We start from the raw sequence: 18,275 nt of genomic DNA, 5'->3' as shown, positions 1-18,275 counted from the left end.
TCGCGGGTGCGCAGGCGGTTTAAGCCACGCACAGATCGCGCAGCAAGAGACTACGAAGGGCAAATCAGATGAGCATCCATGTTAAAGGCAAAATCGCCCAAGTGATCGGCGCCGTTGTCGACGTTGAATTTGATGGCGAACTGCCAAGCATCCTCAACGCCTTGGAAACCAGCAACAATGGCAAGCGCCTTGTGTTGGAAGTCGCCCAGCATCTGGGTGAAAAGACCGTGCGCACCATCGCGATGGACGCAACCGAAGGCTTGGTTCGTGGCCAAGAAGTCACTGACACCGGCAACCCCATCATGGTGCCAGTTGGTCCTGCTACGTTGGGCCGCATCATCAACGTGATTGGCGAGCCAATCGACGAAGCCGGCCCAATCGTTTCGTCCCAGGGCAAGCGCTCGATCCACCAAGCAGCGCCTGCTTTTGTTGACCAAAAGCCAGCGCCAGAAGTTTTGGCCACCGGCATCAAGGTTGTGGACTTGCTCTGCCCTTACGCCAAGGGTGGTAAGATCGGTCTATTCGGCGGTGCCGGCGTGGGCAAAACCGTTTTGATCCAAGAGCTTATCAACAACATCGCAAAAGCCTATGGTGGCTATTCGGTGTTGGCCGGTGTGGGTGAGCGCACCCGTGAAGGCAACGACCTCTATTACGAAATGATCGAATCGAAGGTGAACGTAGATCCGAAGGAGAACAATGGTTCTACCGAAGGCTCGCGCTGCACCTTGGTGTATGGTCAGATGAACGAGCCCCCAGGTGCCCGTGCACGCGTGGCTTTGACCGGCTTGGCTCAGTGCGAATATTTCCGCGACGAAGAAGGCAAAGACGTGTTGTTCTTCGTGGACAACATCTTCCGCTTTACCCAAGCTGGTTCGGAAGTGTCGGCGCTTTTGGGCCGTATTCCTTCGGCCGTGGGCTATCAGCCAACCTTGGCAACCGACATGGGTGGCTTGCAAGAGCGCATCACCTCGACGGTTAAGGGCTCCATCACCTCGGTTCAGGCCATCTACGTGCCAGCCGACGACTTGACCGACCCTGCACCAGCCGCCTCGTTCGCCCACTTGGACGCAACGACCGTGCTGAACCGCTCGATCGCTGAAAAAGGCATCTACCCAGCTGTGGACCCGCTGGACTCCACCTCTCGGATCCTTGAGCCACGTATCGTCGGTGAAGATCACTACCAGACTGCCCGTCGGGTTCAAGAAATCCTGCAGCAATACAAAGCCCTGCAAGACATCATCGCGATCTTGGGCATGGACGAATTGTCGGAAGACGACAAATTGGTCGTGTCGCGCGCCCGTAAGGTTGAGCGCTTCTTGTCACAGCCGTTCCACGTCGCAGAAGTGTTCACCGGTTCGCCCGGTAAGCTCGTCTCGCTGGAAGACACCATCCGTGGCTTCAAGGGCCTCGTGAACGGTGACTACGACCACTTGCCAGAGCAAGCCTTCTACATGGTCGGCAATATCGACGAAGCGATTGCCAAGGCTCAAAAGATGGCTGCTGAAGCCGCGTAAACGCTGCCTTGCACAAAACAAAAATATGGCCCCGCAGCAATGCTGCGGGGCTTTTTCGTTCTAGCATTTTGGAGGCGGCCCTAGGTCAGGGACATAGTTGGCGCACCAGCCACATTTGATCACGCTGAGGTGACGCAACGACTGTTGCAGTGCTTTGCATGCTGGGCGCTCAAATGCTAAATGCACCCCAACAAATCCTTTCCCGCAATCAGCGAGCAAATTCATGGCCACCACAGGCAAACTTCACTTTTCATTGGTTTCACCCGAGCGCGCCCTTTATTCGGGTGAAGTAGATCAGGTGGTGGTACCTGGTGTGGATGGCCAGTTTGGTGTGTTGAGCCAGCACGCTCCGTTCATGACGGTGATTCAGCAAGGCGCAATCCGCATTCTCGATGGCGCGAGCGAGCGTAAGATTTTCGTCGGCGGTGGATTTGCCGACGTGACGCCGCAGGGCCTGACGATTCTGGCTGAAGATGCTGTGGACCTAGCAAAGCTAGATCCAGCAGGGCTTGAAAAGGACCTGCAGAACGCCCGTGAAGACGCGCGCGATGCCAAGGATCCGGACCTGAAGGCCGCCGCTGAACGCAAGCTTGCGCGCCTCGAAGCCATCCGCGCAGCGGCTTAGGCCTCTTTCCAACTGCATTAAAATTCTCTGGGAGCTTTTCCACTCGGGACGCGTTTTAATGTGCCCGCCGTCCTCTTTCGTAGAGGTAACCTTCCCACGCAAAGCCCCTCGCCGTGTGGGGTCGACCAATTGGTCGACGTGTTGGGGTGAGGGCTTTTCCAGTCACAATATTGATGGTGGCGTTGCGAAGCTTTTAATTGCACAAAGCAACACGCTTGAGCGCCAAGCCCGCCTCACCTCCGCCCCCTCTCCCCCGTTGGGGGCGAGGGGAGATCGGCGTGCCTATATAAAAGGGAGACCACTTGGAGCGCAACAGATTTGGCTCCAAGACGCCTTCAGATGAAGAGGGATTACGCACTAACCCCTCTTACTCACCATTGCCGCCACGGCGGCTCTTGAAGTAGCGGAAGAAGTCGCTGTCCGGCGTGGTCACGATTGTTGTGCCAGCTGGCAAAGCCTTCTCATAGGCCTGCATCGAGCGATAGAAGGCCGCAAAGTCAGGGTCTTGATTATAGCTGTCTGCGATAATCTTAGCCCGTTCCCGATCCGCGCCACCACGAATTTCTTGCGCTTGACGGTCACCGCCAGCACGGACGCTGGCTGCTGCCTGCTGGCGCTCAGAGCGCATGCGTTCAAACACCCGCTCTTGGTTGGCTGGCGGCAAGTCAGCAGCGCGAATCTTCACGTCAACGACTTGAATACCGAGCGCAGTTGCCTCGCGGTTCATTTCAGAGCGGATCGAGTTCATCAAAGCCGAGCGACGACCCGAGATGATGTCAGTCGATTGAGCCGAACCCAAGACGCGCCGTAAGGACGCTTCCAGCAAGCTGGTCAGACGATCACGGGCACGCCCCTCGGTGCGGACGGCCTGATAGAAGCGCAGTGGATCGACAATCCGCCAGCGCGCAAAGCTATCGACTTCGAGACGCTCTTGGTCGGCAGTCACCACTTCGCTCTTGCCGGATGGGGCAAGGTCCAAGATCCGCCGATCGTAGATTTCGCGCTGTTGGACAAAGGGGATCATCACCTTCAGACCGGGGCTTGTGCCATCAATATTGAAGAAGTTCTTGGGTTGACCGAATTGTAGCGTGATCGCCTGTTGCGTTTCGCTGACGGTAAACAAAGACGCATTGGCAAGGATCATCGCACCAAAGGCCAAGCCACCCAAAATGGGAAGGGTACGCGCGTTCATCGGACAACTCCCTGTGGGTTCGCATTTTGCGCGGAAGGCGCAGAGGCTGCAGCAGCTGGGCCTGCGGCCCCTTTCAACAATTCAGGTGGCAAGACCACCATCGGGCTTGCACCCGCACGGCCGGGGTCAAGCAACACTTTGTTTGCCCCTTGATAGACCCGCTCCATGGTTTCCAGATAAAGCCGCTGGCGCGTCACTTCGGGTGCCAGTCTGTATTCTTGATACAATTGATTGAAGCGCGCTGCGTCACCTTGGGCTTGGGGAACCACTGCGTTGCGGTAGGTACGGGCTTGGTTGATTTTCGTTTCCGCTTCTTGGCTTGCCGCCGCCACTTCGCGGAACGCGTCATTCACCGCTGCAGGGGGTTCAGCCTTGGTCAAGTTCACCTGTGTGATTCGAATGCCCGCTTTATACTCATTCAGCGTGCGCTGGATGAGGTCACGGGTTTGGGTTTCCACTTGTGCCCGACCAGTAGACAGCACTTGCTCACGCTGTGATTTACCGGCGACTTCACGCATGGCGGACTCTGCAACAGCGCGTACGGTCTCCTCGGCATTGCCGCGGCCCTCTGGGCCATGGGCAACTTGGAACAAATAATCGCGCGAGTTTTCGACCCGCCACCAAACTTGGAAGCCAACGTCGACGATATTTTCGTCGGCCGTCAACATGAGACCGTCATTAGCGCCGGCTTCAGAGCCGCCACCGACCGTCAAAGACCGTGCGTTTTGGACGTCAACAATCTGACGGGTCTCAATCGGCGCGGGCAGATGGAACTGCAAGCCCTGCTCGACCGTATGCACATACTTGCCAAAGCGCTGGATCACAGCCTCTTCACCGGCATCAACAACGTAAACCCCTGTTGCAGCCCAGCCTAACACCGCGACCAAGACGATCGCGCCGATGGTGCGTTTGTCAAACTGAATGGGCTCACCGCCGCCACCGCCACCTTTATAGCCGCCGCCGCCATTGCCGCCGCCGCCAAGAACGCTTTTCAAGCGATCTTCAACGCGTTTAGCCAGTTCATCCAAATTGCCGCTTTCGCCAGACGTCCCCGGACGCCGCGGTGGCTGGTTTGAACCATTGCCCCATGGATTTTTGGGCCCAGAGCCATTGCCCTGTTGATTGCCATTCGAACCACCACTGGGGCCCCAAGGGCCACCACCGCCACCAGACGAATTATCATTCCAAGGCATAGAGACGTGTTTCCATTTCAGAGCCGCTCAACCTAGGCAAAGGCACATGCCAGAGACTTGCAAGCGGGCGTTACAGTCCCTTATGTGCGTGCTCAGCTAAAGGGATCAAGAAGGTGTTTGGAATCAAACGATCACTCAAACGCGAGGATGTGTTAAAAATTCTCGACACCATGCGCGCATCTGACGGCTTAAGTATTGTATATAAAGGACTTATTGAGGATGTACGGGTCTCCGAATGGGGGGACGTGCTAGCAACAATTTCAGTGCCAAAAGGTGAAGAAAGTGCAGCTAGCCATTGGCAACAGGCGGCGACGGCCGCCATCAAGGGTCTACCCGGCGCGGGAAAGGTCACTGTGGTGACGACGGCCCATCTTGGTGCTGCACAAAACACACAAACAAACGACGCACCGCCGGCTGGTCAACAGCGCGTCCGCAAAGGCGCAAAACTTACCGATGCAGCCCTCAAACAGGGGGTCGCCCAAGCCCCAACTGTGAAAGCAGGTATTCCAGGCATCACCGCGATTTTGGCCGTCGCTTCCGCCAAAGGCGGCGTCGGTAAGTCCACTGTGGCGGTCAATTTGGCGGCAGCTTTGTCGGCGCTGGGTCTGCGGGTCGGCTTGCTCGATGTCGATATCTATGGCCCGTCCATTCCCACCATGATGGGGACAGTTACGGCTGAGCCAGAAGTGGGCGAGGATAAGAAACTCCTGCCGGTTATGGCCTATGGCCTCAAGACCATGTCGATCGGCTATTTGGTCGACGGAGACGCCCCGATGATCTGGCGCGGCCCGATTGTGACGAGCGCCATCAAGCAATTGCTAGAAGATGTGACTTGGGGCACCGCTGCCGAACCTTTAGACGTGCTGGTAATGGATACCCCGCCGGGCACAGGCGATGCCCAATTGGCCTTGGCACAGCGTGTGCCCCTAAACGCAGCGGTCATCGTATCTACGCCGCAGGAAGTTGCTTTGGCCGACGTGCGCCGTGGCGCAGGCATGTTCGCAAAGACCCATGTTCCTGTGTTGGGCGTGATTGAGAATATGGCTTGGCTCACACAACAAGACGGGAGCCGCCTCTATGTGTTTGGCGAAGGTGGCGCGAAACGCACGGCAGAGGCGTTGGGCCTGCCGTTTCTGGGCGAAATTCCCTTAGAAGTGGGTATTCGCGAAAGTGGTGATGGCGGGGTGCCCTATGTTGTCGCCGCTCCTGGCAGTGATACAGCCAATGCCTTCTTATCGATTGCCGCCCACATTTATGACGGCCTGCTGCATCAGGAAACAAAGGCCCCGCCCGTGATTAGCTTTGTCCCTTAAGCCTCAGCCAAGGCGTCTTTGAAGCAGGTCACGATCCAATCGCGGACCAATTGCAAGCGCGCATTGGTCTTGGTGTCACGGTGGAACACCAGCCACGGCTGGCGGTCTGGCAGGATGCGCAGGGGTATTTCAATCAACCCTGCCTGTAGGGCTGCAAAGGCCGGCAATGGTGCAATCCCGACACCAGCGACTGCAGCATTGAGGAGCGACCGCACGCTGGAGGAGCAAAAACGAATGGTCGCGTCTAGCCCTTGTGCTTTCAACCAAAGATTCTCAGCGATGTCACCATACTGACGGTCGAGCCAAAGTAGATGTTCATCCTGCAGAACCAAGCGGTCTAAAGCCTTGCCCCTCAGATAGTCAGGGGAAGCAAAAAGGCCCAGCCGGATCACAGGCAAGCGACGCGCTATCAAGGTCTCTTCCTGCGGGCGCACCATGCGGATCGCCATATCTGTGCGCCCGGCATTGAGATTGGCGATGTCATTCGACACCTCCAAATCAATGCAGATCGACGCATCTTGCGCTCGCAGATTCGCTAATCTCGGGGCCAGTACATCGGCAATCACCGCTTCTGTCGCCGAAATGCGCACCGACGGTAGGTTGGGTCCATCTTGAAGGGCACGGGCACGGCGGGCAATTTGGCTCAATTGACGAGCACCAGGCTCAGCCACCTGCAAGATAGCGTGCCCAGCCTCGGTCAAGTGAGCACCACGCGGTCCACGGCGCAGCAGCAGTAATTCGAGTTGCGCCTCAAGCCCATCAATACGCCGACTAATCGTCGGAATGGATAGACCTAGTTCATTTGCTGCTTCGGAAAGGGAACCGCGGCGGGCCACCTCGACAAAGCACCGGACTGCTTCCCAATCGATCGCCTGTTCATTTACCATTTTTGAAAATCCGTTTTCCATTTTTATGCCTAGCTAGACCGATCGGTCAAGGCCTATTTGGCGTCAACGGGCGGTGTATTCCCCCTCCGAAAGGATGTTCAAGATGAAACTTTTTCTTTCTTTGCTCGCGCTAGGTGCGTTGGTTGGACTGGGTGCTTGGTTTGGATTAGCCCCACAACGAGCCGCCGCAGAAGCTGCTCAAACCAAAGTCGCTGTCTATGTATCTATCCCGCGCCCAGCCGGCGTGACGGATGAGACGCTCAATGCTGAATTCACCCGGGCGATCCACCTTTATGCAAAGGTACGGGGACTTGAGCGCAAGTATTTCACCTACAGCCAAACGGGTTTTGGCGGCCTTTATCTGTTTGAAAACGAAGCCGCCGCAAAAGCCCATTTCAATGCTGCGTGGCTGGAACGCATACAAAAAACCTATGGGGTCAAAGCAGACCCGGTTTACTTCTCTGTCCCCGCTGTGACAGCTGGTGCTGCTCAAGTAGCCCCGTCCGCTACCAATGTCGCAACTATTATCGAGATTAAGACGCCTTGGTATGCGACTGACGGGCTGGTAAAGAAAGGCCTGCGAGACGCCATCCCAACTTATGCCGCCACGCCGCATCTGATCTATAAATACTTTACCCAAGGCCCCGATCGCAGTTTTGGCGGAATCTATCTTTGGGAAGATCAGGCCAGCGCAGAGGCCTTTTTGGGGCCAGCTTGGCATGCGCGCGTGACCAAAAGATATGGTCAGGCTGGCAAAGTCACCTTTCTCAAAGCTCCTGTTATCATGATCCAACCCGTCAAATCGGAGAAGCCGTAAAATGAAGACCATACGTGAACTGGGAACCAAGCTGGACACGTGGGGTGGCCGTCGCAAGATGGCCACCTTTAAGGCTGGATGGGCGGCCTCTACCTCGCCCGAGATTGGCTTTTACAGTACACCTCTGACCCAATACCGCTACCGGCTGCGGGGCAGCGGGCCTACGCTGGTTTTTTCCGCCGACCCGCCGATGACGCTGGAGAATTACGATGCGCTTCTAGATGCCTTTAGCCCGCATTTTCGCGTGATCATCTTCGAACTCCCCGCTATGGGGTTTAGCGCCGTTGATCCAGCCTATCGGTTTGATTTTTACGAGACTAATGACGACGTCGCCTGCTTTCTGAAAGATGTGGCCGGTGAAGGCGCTATTCTGGCTTTCTCCTGTGTTGCAAGCCTGTGCGCGATTGATCTGGCTTGCCGACGACCCGAGCTGGTTTCCCGACTTGTCCTTTTACAGGCTGGCGATGTTGCAGCCTTCGAAACTTGGAAGGCCGGCCGTGATCCCAAAGGCATTCTGGCGCGGCCCTTTCTGGGTCAATGGGTGATGAAGCAGCTTGCCCCCAAACGCATGCCAGACTGGTACCGCCTGTCGATTGGCCGAAAGGACATGCTGGATGAGTTTGTGGCCTGTGCGTGCAGATCGTTTGAGCATGGTGCCATGTGGTCCCTTGCCAGCGCCTATCAGCTTTACATGGACCCATCGATCCAACTGGATAAGCCTGGTCAGCCCTTGCTGGCTTTTTGGGGCGAAGCCGATCGCAGTCACCCCAAGCAAAACGTTGAACGTGCGCGTCGTTTGGCCGATCACGTCGATTACATCAGCTATCCTGACCTAGGACACACACCCGAACTCGAGGACCCAGCGCGCGTCTGTCGTGATCTATTGGCTTGGTTGAAGCAAGATTAGACGCTGGATTGGTCACGCCCCTTCCCATAGCTAGAAAGAGGGCCTATATTGTTGGTGTCCGGTTCGCCGGACTATGGTGATAAACGTGCGTGAAATAAGCAGGCCGGACCGGGGTGCGATTCCCCGCGGCTCCACCAAGCTCTCTGCGTGTATCGACGCGAGTGTGGGGCCGATCAGGATCGACGGATGTGTAAAGACGTTACTTTTACCCGCGTGGGCTTCGTCAACCGCCCATTTTCACAAATGCAAACGATAACTTTGCACAGGAAGTCCGTTTGGCTGCGTAATGCGGTCTGATTGACATCCGACTAAGTCCCAAGGCTTCGGCCGAAGGCGGGGCACGGAGGGGGGCCCGGCAACAGCAACCCCCTCCACTTTCCGCTTATAAACAGCTCCTTAGTCAGGACCTCCCTACTTGACCCAAGCCACGCTGAAGGCATGCATTGCCCACCGTATTTGAGTCACTCGCGCATTGGGTGCCTTGTTTCGCTTGGACACCGAAGTCGATTGCGCGCTTGGGCAAGCGGGACTAAGAAGAGACTCGATTCATTCACGCCAGAAATGGCCAAAAGCAGGAGACGAGCCTGATGTCGGAAGACCTCATCGGCTATGCAAAGCTAACCCAAGATGCCCTGCGTGGCGTCGTGCGCGATGCAATCAAAGTTGCGTTGACGGGCCTGCCTGGTGACCACCATTTCTATATCAGCTTCCGTACCCGCGCTCGCGGCGTGCAGGTCGCGCAATATCTGGCTGCGAAATATCCTGATGAGATGACGATTGTGGTCCAGCATCAATATGAAGGGCTGGAAGTGCGCGATGACTGGTTCGCCATCACCTTGCATTTCGGCGGCGTGCCGCAGCGTATTGTGATCCCATTTGCGGCAATCACCCGTTTCTATGACCCTTCCGTACGCTTTGCTTTGCCGTTTGATGTGGTCGACGATCTGTCGCCCGATGCCGACTTGGATGATGACGTGCTGGAATCCGAAGTTGAAGACACAGTCGTCAAAACGCCGAGCACCGGTGCCGTTGTCAGTCTCGACGCGTTCCGGCGTAAGAAGTGAGCGCAGAAACCAGCCAGCCCCGCACGGATGCGGAAGTTCTGGCCAAGTTTACCCAAGCAAAGTCTCGTCCCGCCTGTTCCGACACGCTGGGACTTGAGGTGCTATCTATCGATCAGGCAGCTGGCCGCGTGCGGATCAAAATGGTCGGCCAGGCTGCGTGGTGTAATCCGCGCGGCGCGCTGCAAGGCGGCTTTGTCACAGCCATGTTGGATGAAGCTATGGCAATTGCTGGCATCGTTGCCGGGCAAATGGCGTTTGCAGTCCCTACCTTAGAGCTGAAGACGACTTTTCTGCGCCCCTGCCCTGCTGGCCCCGTGCAAGCTGAAGGCCGCGTCGTGAAATGGGGCAACAAAGCAGCGTTTCTGGAAGCAGATTTGTTTGATGCAGACGGCAAACTTGTGGCACGCGCGACTTCAACCGTACTGCCTACCCCTTTGCCAGCCCGTCACCCCCGGGCGGACGGTTAAGCCAATTCCAACCGCCTGAAGAGTTGCGCGGCGGTCGCGCGCGACTGACCGTTCCATTCCGCTAAGGTCGAGCGCATCAGGCAGGACTCGCTCTTTAAGATCACCCCATCATCCAGAATCTTAAGCGCGTTGGCGCTCAAGGTGGCCCCCGACGTGGTAATGTCCACAATTGCTTCGGCAATCCCAGCAGCGGGTGCACCTTCCGTTGCGCCAGCGCTATCGACGATGCGGTGGTCGGCGACGTGATGGTCACGCATGAATTGCGCGGTCAGGCGGGTAAACTTTGTGGCGATCCGGAACCGCCGCCCTGTTTGACGCCGCATGTCGGTGGCGACTTCTGCCAAATCTGCCATGGTCTCAACATCGATCCAGCCATTGGGCACGGCAACCACCACATCAGCCCGACCAAAGCCCAAGCGGGCCTCTATGGTGAGGCGTGCGTCGACGTCGCTGGCGGCTTCACGCACGATGTCTTCGCCAGTGATGCCGAGGTGGATTTCACCGGCCAATAGCGCCTTGCCGATTTCGCTGGCTGAGGCCAAGCGGATCTGAACGTCGTCAAACCCATCCAGCGTCGCACTATAGCCGCGCTCGCCACCCGTCTGACGCAGAACAAGGCCTTTCTTGGCCAGCCAGGCTTCACATTGTTCTTTCAGGCGCCCTTTAGAGGGCAAGGCCAAGGTCACGCTTGCCATCTTATTGCCCTCCAAATCGCGCAGGGCGGATCACACAGCCAACGGCGCGGGCTTGGCGTGCACCAGATGAAATCTCGTCCACCAAAGTGTCATAGCGCCCACCGGTTGCCACGGGCCGCGCGAAGCTTGGCTCAGCCGCCAGATCGAAGGCCATCCCATCGTAATAGTCAAAGGCCTCTGGGCTTAAGGCTTCAAAATGGGCTTGCGCCAAAGCCTCTGGCGCTTCTTGCTGAATGCGGTCGAGCCTTAAGGTCCAAGCCTGCCGCCAATCCATCAAATCGACACCTAGCTTGGCTGCCAAGGTAACGCATTCATCCAAACTGGCGGTGAGCGAGCCTTGGCTGCTTAAATGGATCAGCTTGGTCAAAGTCACGGCCAGTTCTGGCGCAAGGGGTTCGGCAATGGCGCGCTTGGCCCGGGCCGCAAGGCGATCAGCCACATGAGCCAACTGTCGATTGCCGGGCAGAGACAGGTTCGCGAGGGACAGTACTTCTGCAACGGTGTTGCGGGCGCGTTCGGGGTCCAACTCGGCAATCGTGCGTTCCAAGGCACTGATCTGACGGCTTGGCCCGGTCCCTGCAGCTTGAACCAAGACGCGCTTCAGCGCACTCTTGTGACTGGCCACTTCGCCAAGCGCTTGGCCCCATGGTTCAGGTAGATCGGCCTTGGCAATGATGTGCGGCAACAGGCCGCCGTCACACAGACGAACGAATAAGTTTCGCTCTCCGGCCGCTCGGCACGCCTCCCAGGCGGCGAGAAACACAGTCACGTCCGCTTCAATCCGGTCGCTATCGCCAAAGCGCTCCAGACCAATTTGGACAAATTCCGGCGCGCGATCTTCACCCGGCTTTGGGGCACGGAACACCTTGCCCTCGCATACCCAAGCAACAGGCTCGTTATCCGTCTCGGTGACTTGCGCATAGTGCAAGGCCGCTGGAATGGTGAGGTCGGCCCGCAAGCACAATTCAGCCCCATCCGGGCCAGAAGCAAAATAAAGCCGTGGGCGCACATCCTCGCCTGCCAATTCCAGCACCAATGCTGCGGGCAACAGAGTGGGCAAAGCCACTTCTTGCCCACCCCGGGCCTTCAAAGCAGCCCAAGCAGCCTGCATTTTGGGACCAGTCTCTTGGTTCATGGCTGCAACATGTCCTGCACGGCCTGCACCAATTGGGCGCGCGGGACTTCAACTTGGGCTGGCCGCTCACGTCGCCATGCCTCGTTTGACTCAATCGCTTGGGCCAGTTTCGCACCCAGATTGAGGTCCTTTAGAGTTACCTTGCCGGCTTCGCGCTCTTGGCTTCCTTCCATCACGACGACCGGCGCTTTCCGGCGATCGGCATATTTCATCTGCGCCTTCATGCCAGAGCTGCCGAGATAGACTTCAGCCGCAATGCCCGCTTGGCGCAGTTCGTTGGCCATCTGCATATAGCCTGCCATCGCATCACCATCGAGGGCGAGGATAACGACCGGGCCTTGCGCGGCCTCTGGCTGGCTGCCCGAGGCGGACAAAGCTGCGACCAAGCGCGAGACACCCAACGAAAACCCTGTGGCAGGCGCACGTTCGCCGCGAAAACGCATGACGAGGTCATCATAGCGCCCGCCAGACCCGATGGAGCCAAAGCGGACTTTATTGCCCTTTTCATCCAGGGTCTCGGCCAAGAGCTCGGCTTCAAAAACAGGGCCGGTATAATATTCCAGACCGCGCACAATGGCAGGATCAAAGAAGGCGCGGTCTTCGAGAACGGCCAAAGCGCGCAAAGTGGCATCAATGGCAGCAAGTTCTGCGACGCCTTCAGCGCCAAGCACGGTATCGCCTACCACTGCGTCCAACGCGTTTAGTGTCTCAAGTCGCGTTGCTTTGCGGGTGGAGGTAAAGGCCATCACCTGGGCAATAGCATTGGAACCAAGCCCCGCGCCCTTGGTAAAGTCGCCCGACTCGTCCTTGCGTCCAGCGCCTAACAAGAGCTCAACCCCTTCAGCGCCTAAGCGGTCAAGTTTGTCGACAGCGCGCAACACGCCAAGGCGGGTGGCTGTATCTTCACTATCGACGCCAATCTTGGCCAAGAGCCCATCGAGCAACTTGCGGTTTGAGACATTGACCACATAAAGCCCGCGCGGCACGCCAGCGGCTTCGACCGCTGCAGCACCCATGGCAATCGCCTCTGCATCGGCTTCAGGACGGGCAGAGCCGACGCAGTCCGCGTCACATTGCCAGAACTCCCGATAGCGGCCAGGGCCAGGCTTTTCATTGCGCCAAACAGGTCCTGCGGCACAGCGGCGGAAGGGTTTAGGCAGGCCATCCCAATTTTGCGCGGCAAAGCGGGCAAGGGGTGCTGTTAGATCATAGCGCAGGCTCATCCATTGGCCATCGTCATCTTCCAGCGCAAACACACCTTCATTAGGCCGATCTTGGTCAGGCAAGAATTTGCCCAGCGCATCGGCATATTCAAAGCTGGGGGTTTCCAGCCGCTCATAGCCCCAGGATTCATAGACCCGCAGGACTTTTTCCACGACGCGGCGCTCGGCCAACAAGGCGCCGGCCCGGCGATCAATAAAGCCACGCGGCGAGCGGGCAAGCGGACGGCTCGGCGCATTTGGTTTCGTTTCGGTCATGTAAAAGCCCGGTGGGAGAAAAGATGGAGGCGGTGTTTATCGCGACATGGCGCAGGCGGCAATCAATCTGCCTGATATCGCCCTGCCATCTGCCCCACCACACGGTGTTTTGATACAGGAATCAAGGTGACTCCGGATAAGAGCAGGATTAGACAATCTGTTTAGATCCTGTTTCTAAGCAGCCTTGGGCATGCCTTTTTAGAGAAAGTTAGCGTCATGAGCGGAAAGTCGCAGCGTCGCCGGAAAGCCCTTGCTTCGGGAACAGGTGTGGCCATTGCGATGTTCGCGGCACTGGCGGCAACCGGTCTTTCGCTTACCGGTCCTCTCAAGCCTGCAAAGCTCGACGAGCCAGCCACTGCCGAGGCTCCAAAAAAGACTGATTGGCGCGATGTCGCACGCCAAGCTTTGGACAAGGAAAAGATGTCCTTTGCCGACGTGAAATTCAAGTCAGGGGTGTTGACTGTCTCGGGCGATACAGAAGAAGCGCAAAGCCGGGCGCGTGCCTTTGACGTGGTAAAGCAGGCCGTTTTGAGTGATCCCAGCCATGTTGGCGTAGTCCTCGCGTTTGAAAACGCCATTACGCTGGCTGGGCAGGCAATGGTTGATGCCCCGGATGCGGCCTCTGCCATGGGTGCTACGCCCGATGCGAAGGCCTGCCAAACCGCTTACGACACGCTGCTCGATGGCCGGGTGATCAATTTTGGTTCGGCTAGCGCCGTATTGGCCGAAGACTCAAAGCCTTTGCTCAATGCGTTGGCAGCGGTAGCCAAGCGCTGCGAAACTTATCGGGTGGAGTTGGGCGGACATACAGATGCGCGCGGCGACGCCACAGCTAATCAGGCGTTATCAGAACGTCGCGCGCAATCGGTTGCCGATTATCTGGTGTCTCAGTCTGTTCCAGCCAGCTTGTTGGGCGTGTCTGGCTATGGCGAAACCCAGCCTAAAGACGCAGGCGGTGATGCGGACGCCGATGCCAAAAACCGCCGGATTGAATTCAAGATCGTGGAAGATGGTGCTCAATAGCGTCTTTGCAGGCCGGAAAGGCTAACGCGTCAGGCCCGGCACCCATTTTACATCCTCAGCGCCATTGGCATTGGCGCGACGGCCCGCCACAAACAACAGGTCTGAAAGCCGGTTGAGATAGTGCAGCACGGCGTGGGAGACCACTTCGCCCTCGATCTGCATCAAAGCGGCCACCTGCCGCTCTGCCCGCCGCGTGATCGTGCGCGCCACGTGCAGATAGGCTGAAAGCGCCGTGCCACCTGGCAAGATGAAAGAATCAAGGGGCGGGATGGCTGCATTCATCGCGTCGATTTCGGTTTCCAGCCGGGTCACTTGGTTGGGCAGAATCCGCAAAGCTTCCCAAGCCAAGGGCTTGCCACGTTCTGGCGTCGCCAGATCCGCGCCTAGGTCAAACAGATCGTTTTGGATACGGCCCAGAATCGCGTCGAGCTCCGCGTCAGCTGCACTGTGCAAGCGCGCGACACCAATGGCGGCATTGGCTTCATCCACCGCGCCATAGGCCTCCACGCGGGCGTCAAACTTTGGAACGGTCTCGCCGGTGGCAAGGCTGGTGGTGCCATCATCGCCTGTGCGCGTGTAAATCTTATTGAGCGTGACCATGCTTTATCCCATTTCTCTGTCTTGGTCTTACTATAGGTCCAAGGCCTTCCTGCCAAAGCACGAAACTGCTATTTTGCGGGAGTGACAGGGCATGAGCCCGCCTTGAGCGGCCGGGAAGCTTGATCTAACGTAGTGTGATATTCTACGAAGTGCAGCGATTTTGTGGAGGCATTATTCCAACATGAAGAGCTTCATCACTTCATTCCTTGCGTTTTCTGCGGCGATTCTGGTTGTCAGGTTGGTTGAAGGTCATCAGCTTAATGCCGTAAGCTTTGGCATCGCCCTAGGCGGAGGACTTATAGCTGCTTGCCTGTTTGATGGTTTGATGCTCATTTTTCAGCGCCTTTTTCATTGGCTCGGGCGATATTACGCAAAGCGAGATGAACAGGCTTGATCGTCGGACTACCGCCACGATTTCAAAGTACGCAAAGAAACCTCGAACTTGCGCGCAATCGTGCTAAATCACTCGGTATGACCGATCCCATCCGACTGCTCTGCCTGATCCTTTCCATTGCCTTCACTGCCCTGATCGGCTGGGCCAGTGTGCGGGGTGACTTTGGGGCAGAGTTTGGCGCGATCACGGCCATGCCTTGGGGGCAAGTCTCTCTAGTCGATCTCTATCTAGGCTTCTTGCTCTATGGATTTGCGGTCTGGGTCGTGGAAAAAGACCTCAAGACCCGCCTTCTATGGGCTGTGCCTGTAATCTTTCTTGGCAATGCTTGGTCGTTAGTTTGGGTTGCCGTGCGTTGGCCCCAGATCATGGCACGTCTAAAAATAGAGCCGACTGAGACCCCAACTGACCCTAAGTCCTAACCGCGCAAATATCGGGTAGGCCTCTGCCCCGGCCCGCGTCATCTAAGCCATAGCCAACCAAAAACCGATCCGGCAGATCAAAGCCAAGATAATCTGGAGCAGGTAGCTCTGCTGCCAAGGGCTTTCGTGCCAATAAACAGGTCAAAACTTCGCTTGCGCCCTTGGAAGCCAGGTAGGATTTGGCAAACAGGATCGTGCGGCCGGTATCATAGACATCATCGACGATCAGAACTTGCCGTCTACCAATGGGCTTTTGTAAATCCGCCAACACATTGATGCGGCCACCGCTTTCATGCGCATCGCCATAGCTGGACAGCCAAAGGAAGTCGGTGCGGGGGGTTTTTCCGTGGCGGGCCAGACCGCGCACCACATCGGCCATGAAGATAAAGGCGCCCTGCAACAGGCCAACCACGACAGCATCTTCTTCGAGCCTGCCCGCAATCTGGGCGGTCAGGTCTTGAATGCGGCTATCAATTTCTTGCGCTGAAACCAGAATATCCAACTGTGCTGTCACGCCTGCACTCCTCTTGCTTATCGCGCAGCCACAGGGGCGTCATGGCCTTCGCCATGATCGACCATGGGAACATCTGCTGGCTTTGCAGGTGCCACAGGCTCTGCGCCCATGAGACCAGACTTGCCGGTCGGTAGTTCTGGCTTTGGACGTGGGCCCTTGCGCGGCGGGTCGGCGAAGGTGATCACTGCCTTCAGACTACCACGCACGGGATTGGCGCGAGAACTGGCAAAGGGATGCGCCTTGCCGGGGCCTAAACTTTCGATCCCGGGATCCACCATCCACGACAGGCGCTCTAGACCCTTACCATCAACCAGCGAAACTTTGAGATAGGGAATGAATTCCGATGTGCGCGACACCGATTGAAGTAGGCCTTTCACTTCAATCTTCGGGCCCTTGGTATCGGCTGAGGAGGTGATGGTGATATCGCGAATATCGACGCCATAGAGGTTGGCTGGCAGGCCAACCGCGGCAAACGCGCTAGCTGATTTCGGCCACACGCGCACAATGTCTGAGCGATAAATCGCGGCAGAAGCCAATGCGCAGATCAACAGACTAAGACTAATCGCCCACGGAATTCCCGCTGCCAAGCGATTGGTGGTCTTGATTTGGTCCAGCGCCTTTTTCCGCGCTACTTCATGGGGTTCTAGCTTGCCAGGCTTGGCTTTCTTGCTGCCAAGACCCAATTTCGCCAGCAGACCTGCCTTTTTTGTTTCGGCAGCACTGGGTGCCTTTTGTGTGCTGGCAGTGTAGCCAATGGCGCCTGCAGGCATCGCCCGCCACGAGTTTCCGCATGCCGCACAGCGGACAGTGCGGCCCGACGACGGGATCGCACCGTCAGTGACATTGTATTTCGCAGAACATTGAGGGCATGTGAGTAGCATGAAAGAGACGAATCACCCGGCTAGCGCAACCACAAAAAAGCGCTTATTCGCTGTCAGAGTCTACTCATGAATGAAAAAACTCGCACCCCTTCCTATCGAGAGGGCGGACCAATCGTCCGCTTTGACAAAGTTGGCGTCACCTATGGCTCCGGCACCCAAGCCTTGCGCAATGTGTCGTTTGAGCTGGAGAGCGGCGGCTTTTACTTTCTCACGGGTCCATCGGGTGCGGGCAAATCGACGCTGTTGAAACTCATGTATCTGGCGCTGCGGCCAAGCCAAGGCCGGGCGAATCTCTTCGGGGTCGATGTTGGCAGCGCCAGTCGCGACGATTTGCCGATGCTGCGGCGCAAGATTGGTGTGGTGTTTCAGGACTTCCGGCTGCTGCCCCATTTGTCCGTATTTGATAATGTCGCCATGCCGTTTCGCGTGCGCTATGTGCCTAAGGCCGATTATGCCGAGGATGTGGATGATTTGTTGCGCTGGGTCGGACTTGGCGGTCGCATTGATGCCTTGCCAGAAACTTTGTCAGGCGGGGAACAGCAGCGGGTGGCGATCGCGCGGGCCGTGGTTGGCAAACCGTCTCTGCTGATCGCCGACGAACCGACCGGCAACGTTGACCCCGAGATGGGCGCCCGGATCATTCGGTTGTTCATTGAACTTCATAAATTGGGCGCAACAGTCGTGATTGCAACGCACGACCTTGACTTGGTACGCCGTTCAGGGGCCCCTGTTCTGAGATTGGAGGCCGGCGAATTGACCCAAGCCCCCAATTTAGGCCCGGCACCAAAGGCAAAGCAATGATAAAAGCACTGCAATCGCTGTGGAGGCAGATAACCCGCGATTCGGATCGCGCGCTCTTGCCAGCCGATTCGAGACAAGTGCGGCCATTGACCATCGTTGTATCGATTATGTGTGCCTTGGGTTGTTTAGCTGGGCTTGGTGCTTCGGCCGGGCTCAGGGTCGCCAACACCTGGACCAGCGACCTCAAGAGCGCGTTGAGCGTGGTGGTCCAAAGCCCCCGGACGGATGAAGATTTAATCCGGGCGGCCCAAATTGTCCGACGCGTGGAAGGCGTGACGCGCAGCGAAGCTATGAGCCGCGACCGCGCAAAGGATTTGTTGCGTAACTATGGCACCGATATGGGCGCAACATTGGAT

General features: G+C 57.2%; 20 protein-coding genes, 1 other RNA gene and 2 pseudogenes. 13 read left to right on the top strand and 10 right to left on the bottom strand.

The window, feature by feature from the left end; all coding sequences use genetic code 11:
• Nucleotides 1–68 precede the first annotated feature (68 nt).
• A complete protein-coding gene (gene atpD, locus ACIQ20_RS12860) occupies nt 69–1,514 on the top strand; it encodes a F0F1 ATP synthase subunit beta (RefSeq protein ID WP_395780890.1) in 1,446 nt (481 codons plus the stop codon).
• A gap of 223 nt (nt 1,515–1,737) precedes the next feature.
• Entirely contained in the window at nt 1,738–2,139 is a 402-nt protein-coding gene (locus ACIQ20_RS12855) for a F0F1 ATP synthase subunit epsilon (RefSeq protein ID WP_395780888.1), read from the top strand.
• A 367-nt stretch (nt 2,140–2,506) separates the two neighbouring features.
• Here the strand turns inward: ACIQ20_RS12855 and hflC are convergent, their stop codons facing one another.
• Together hflC and hflK are read right to left on the bottom strand one after the other, a co-directional pair.
• On the bottom strand, nt 2,507–3,331 hold the full coding sequence (gene hflC, locus ACIQ20_RS12850) for a protease modulator HflC (protein WP_395780886.1): 825 nt from the start codon (nt 3,329–3,331) through the stop codon (nt 2,507–2,509).
• On the bottom strand, nt 3,328–4,524 hold the full coding sequence (gene hflK, locus ACIQ20_RS12845; RefSeq protein ID WP_395780884.1) for an FtsH protease activity modulator HflK: 1,197 nt from the start codon (nt 4,522–4,524) through the stop codon (nt 3,328–3,330). Before hflK ends, hflC begins: the two co-directional genes overlap by 4 nt.
• A 113-nt stretch (nt 4,525–4,637) precedes the next feature.
• On the opposite strand from hflK, the gene ACIQ20_RS12840 reads away from it, so the two are divergent.
• On the top strand, nt 4,638–5,837 hold the full coding sequence (locus ACIQ20_RS12840) for an Mrp/NBP35 family ATP-binding protein (RefSeq protein ID WP_395780882.1): 1,200 nt from the start codon (nt 4,638–4,640) through the stop codon (nt 5,835–5,837).
• Here the strand turns inward: ACIQ20_RS12840 and ACIQ20_RS12835 are convergent.
• Entirely contained in the window at nt 5,834–6,724 is an 891-nt protein-coding gene (locus ACIQ20_RS12835; RefSeq protein ID WP_395780880.1) for a LysR family transcriptional regulator, read from the bottom strand. The genes ACIQ20_RS12840 and ACIQ20_RS12835 overlap by 4 nt on opposite strands.
• 103 nt (nt 6,725–6,827) lie before the next feature.
• On the opposite strand from ACIQ20_RS12835, the gene ACIQ20_RS12830 reads away from it, so the two are divergent.
• From ACIQ20_RS12830 to ACIQ20_RS12810, 5 genes are all read left to right on the top strand, one after another.
• Nucleotides 6,828–7,541, top strand: coding sequence for a hypothetical protein (locus tag ACIQ20_RS12830; protein ID WP_395780878.1), 714 nt, complete (start codon nt 6,828–6,830; stop codon nt 7,539–7,541).
• Nucleotide 7,542: 1 nt separating this feature from the next.
• Nucleotides 7,543–8,448 carry an alpha/beta fold hydrolase gene (locus tag ACIQ20_RS12825; protein WP_395780876.1) on the top strand — a complete coding sequence of 302 codons (906 nt, stop codon included), beginning with the start codon at nt 7,543–7,545 and terminating at the stop codon, nt 8,446–8,448.
• A 17-nt stretch (nt 8,449–8,465) separates the two neighbouring features.
• Nucleotides 8,466–8,822, top strand: a transfer-messenger RNA (tmRNA) gene (ssrA, locus tag ACIQ20_RS12820).
• Between the two features lie 213 nt (nt 8,823–9,035).
• Nucleotides 9,036–9,512, top strand: a complete 477-nt coding sequence (locus ACIQ20_RS12815) for an SspB family protein (protein ID WP_395780874.1) — start codon at nt 9,036–9,038, stop codon at nt 9,510–9,512.
• Nucleotides 9,509–9,979: a PaaI family thioesterase gene (locus ACIQ20_RS12810; protein ID WP_395780872.1), complete on the top strand. Its 471-nt coding sequence runs from the start codon at nt 9,509–9,511 to the stop codon at nt 9,977–9,979. Before ACIQ20_RS12815 ends, ACIQ20_RS12810 begins: the two co-directional genes overlap by 4 nt.
• On the opposite strand, the gene hisG is transcribed toward ACIQ20_RS12810, so the two are convergent.
• The 3 genes from hisG to hisS are packed head-to-tail and all read right to left on the bottom strand — an operon-like array spanning nt 9,976 to nt 13,287.
• Nucleotides 9,976–10,674, bottom strand: a complete 699-nt coding sequence (gene hisG / locus ACIQ20_RS12805) for an ATP phosphoribosyltransferase (RefSeq protein ID WP_395780870.1) — start codon at nt 10,672–10,674, stop codon at nt 9,976–9,978. The two genes, ACIQ20_RS12810 and hisG, sit on opposite strands and share 4 nt — an antisense overlap.
• Before the next feature lies 1 nt (nt 10,675).
• Nucleotides 10,676–11,809: an ATP phosphoribosyltransferase regulatory subunit gene (locus ACIQ20_RS12800; protein ID WP_395780868.1), complete on the bottom strand. Its 1,134-nt coding sequence runs from the start codon at nt 11,807–11,809 to the stop codon at nt 10,676–10,678.
• Entirely contained in the window at nt 11,806–13,287 is a 1,482-nt protein-coding gene (hisS, locus tag ACIQ20_RS12795) for a histidine--tRNA ligase (RefSeq protein ID WP_395780866.1), read from the bottom strand. The genes ACIQ20_RS12800 and hisS overlap by 4 nt, the downstream gene beginning before the upstream one ends.
• 216 nt (nt 13,288–13,503) lie before the next feature.
• Here hisS and ACIQ20_RS12790 point away from each other — a divergent pair, with 216 nt between their 5' ends.
• On the top strand, nt 13,504–14,310 hold the full coding sequence (locus ACIQ20_RS12790) for an OmpA family protein (RefSeq protein ID WP_395780864.1): 807 nt from the start codon (nt 13,504–13,506) through the stop codon (nt 14,308–14,310).
• 21 nt (nt 14,311–14,331) lie between these two features.
• Here ACIQ20_RS12790 and ACIQ20_RS12785 read toward each other — a convergent pair whose 3' ends face one another.
• Complete coding sequence (locus ACIQ20_RS12785) at nt 14,332–14,910, bottom strand: cob(I)yrinic acid a,c-diamide adenosyltransferase (protein ID WP_395780862.1); 579 nt, start codon at nt 14,908–14,910, stop codon at nt 14,332–14,334.
• 181 nt (nt 14,911–15,091) lie between these two features.
• Here ACIQ20_RS12785 and ACIQ20_RS12780 point away from each other — a divergent pair, with 181 nt between their 5' ends.
• Both ACIQ20_RS12780 and ACIQ20_RS12775 read left to right on the top strand, forming a co-directional pair.
• Nucleotides 15,092–15,304: a hypothetical protein gene (locus ACIQ20_RS12780; RefSeq protein ID WP_395780860.1), complete on the top strand. Its 213-nt coding sequence runs from the start codon at nt 15,092–15,094 to the stop codon at nt 15,302–15,304.
• Nucleotides 15,305–15,381: 77 nt separating this feature from the next.
• Complete coding sequence (locus ACIQ20_RS12775; protein WP_395780858.1) at nt 15,382–15,723, top strand: hypothetical protein; 342 nt, start codon at nt 15,382–15,384, stop codon at nt 15,721–15,723.
• Here the strand turns inward: ACIQ20_RS12775 and ACIQ20_RS12770 are convergent.
• From ACIQ20_RS12770 to ACIQ20_RS12760, 3 genes and pseudogenes are all read right to left on the bottom strand, one after another.
• A complete protein-coding gene (locus ACIQ20_RS12770; RefSeq protein ID WP_395780856.1) occupies nt 15,713–16,237 on the bottom strand; it encodes a phosphoribosyltransferase in 525 nt (174 codons plus the stop codon). The two genes, ACIQ20_RS12775 and ACIQ20_RS12770, sit on opposite strands and share 11 nt — an antisense overlap.
• Nucleotides 16,238–16,254: 17 nt before the next feature.
• Nucleotides 16,255–17,007, bottom strand: coding sequence for a hypothetical protein (locus ACIQ20_RS12765; protein WP_395780892.1), 753 nt, complete (start codon nt 17,005–17,007; stop codon nt 16,255–16,257).
• A 12-nt stretch (nt 17,008–17,019) separates the two neighbouring features.
• Nucleotides 17,020–17,118 (bottom strand): annotated as a pseudogene (locus tag ACIQ20_RS12760) (zinc-ribbon domain-containing protein); the annotation flags it as partial.
• Nucleotides 17,119–17,184: 66 nt separating this feature from the next.
• Here ACIQ20_RS12760 and ftsE point away from each other — a divergent pair.
• Nucleotides 17,185–17,919: a cell division ATP-binding protein FtsE gene (ftsE, locus tag ACIQ20_RS12755; RefSeq protein WP_395780854.1), complete on the top strand. Its 735-nt coding sequence runs from the start codon at nt 17,185–17,187 to the stop codon at nt 17,917–17,919.
• A gap of 86 nt (nt 17,920–18,005) precedes the next feature.
• Nucleotides 18,006–18,275, top strand: a pseudogene (locus ACIQ20_RS12750) (hypothetical protein); the annotation flags it as partial.

Origin of the sequence: Aquidulcibacter sp., from assembly GCF_044346625.1 — a bacterium.
Classification (GTDB): Bacteria; Pseudomonadota; Alphaproteobacteria; order Caulobacterales; family Aquidulcibacteraceae; genus Aquidulcibacter.
The sequence above is the reverse complement of the archived record's forward strand: the minus strand, read 5'-3'. Positions and strand labels throughout refer to the sequence as shown.

Coding starts and splice junctions, on each gene's coding strand:
- atpD (WP_395780890.1), top strand. CDS start 69: ATGAGCATCCATGTTAAAGGCAAAATCGCCCAAGTGATCGGCGCCGTT.
- ACIQ20_RS12855 (WP_395780888.1), top strand. CDS start 1,738: ATGGCCACCACAGGCAAACTTCACTTTTCATTGGTTTCACCCGAGCGC.
- hflC (WP_395780886.1), bottom strand. CDS start 3,331: ATGAACGCGCGTACCCTTCCCATTTTGGGTGGCTTGGCCTTTGGTGCG.
- hflK (WP_395780884.1), bottom strand. CDS start 4,524: ATGCCTTGGAATGATAATTCGTCTGGTGGCGGTGGTGGCCCTTGGGGC.
- ACIQ20_RS12835 (WP_395780880.1), bottom strand. CDS start 6,724: ATGGTAAATGAACAGGCGATCGATTGGGAAGCAGTCCGGTGCTTTGTC.
- ACIQ20_RS12830 (WP_395780878.1), top strand. CDS start 6,828: ATGAAACTTTTTCTTTCTTTGCTCGCGCTAGGTGCGTTGGTTGGACTG.
- ACIQ20_RS12825 (WP_395780876.1), top strand. CDS start 7,543: ATGAAGACCATACGTGAACTGGGAACCAAGCTGGACACGTGGGGTGGC.
- ACIQ20_RS12815 (WP_395780874.1), top strand. CDS start 9,036: ATGTCGGAAGACCTCATCGGCTATGCAAAGCTAACCCAAGATGCCCTG.
- hisG (WP_395780870.1), bottom strand. CDS start 10,674: ATGGCAAGCGTGACCTTGGCCTTGCCCTCTAAAGGGCGCCTGAAAGAA.
- ACIQ20_RS12800 (WP_395780868.1), bottom strand. CDS start 11,809: ATGAACCAAGAGACTGGTCCCAAAATGCAGGCTGCTTGGGCTGCTTTG.
- hisS (WP_395780866.1), bottom strand. CDS start 13,287: ATGACCGAAACGAAACCAAATGCGCCGAGCCGTCCGCTTGCCCGCTCG.
- ACIQ20_RS12790 (WP_395780864.1), top strand. CDS start 13,504: ATGAGCGGAAAGTCGCAGCGTCGCCGGAAAGCCCTTGCTTCGGGAACA.
- ACIQ20_RS12785 (WP_395780862.1), bottom strand. CDS start 14,910: ATGGTCACGCTCAATAAGATTTACACGCGCACAGGCGATGATGGCACC.
- ACIQ20_RS12780 (WP_395780860.1), top strand. CDS start 15,092: ATGAAGAGCTTCATCACTTCATTCCTTGCGTTTTCTGCGGCGATTCTG.
- ACIQ20_RS12775 (WP_395780858.1), top strand. CDS start 15,382: ATGACCGATCCCATCCGACTGCTCTGCCTGATCCTTTCCATTGCCTTC.
- ACIQ20_RS12765 (WP_395780892.1), bottom strand. CDS start 17,007: ATGCCTGCAGGCGCCATTGGCTACACTGCCAGCACACAAAAGGCACCC.
- ftsE (WP_395780854.1), top strand. CDS start 17,185: ATGAATGAAAAAACTCGCACCCCTTCCTATCGAGAGGGCGGACCAATC.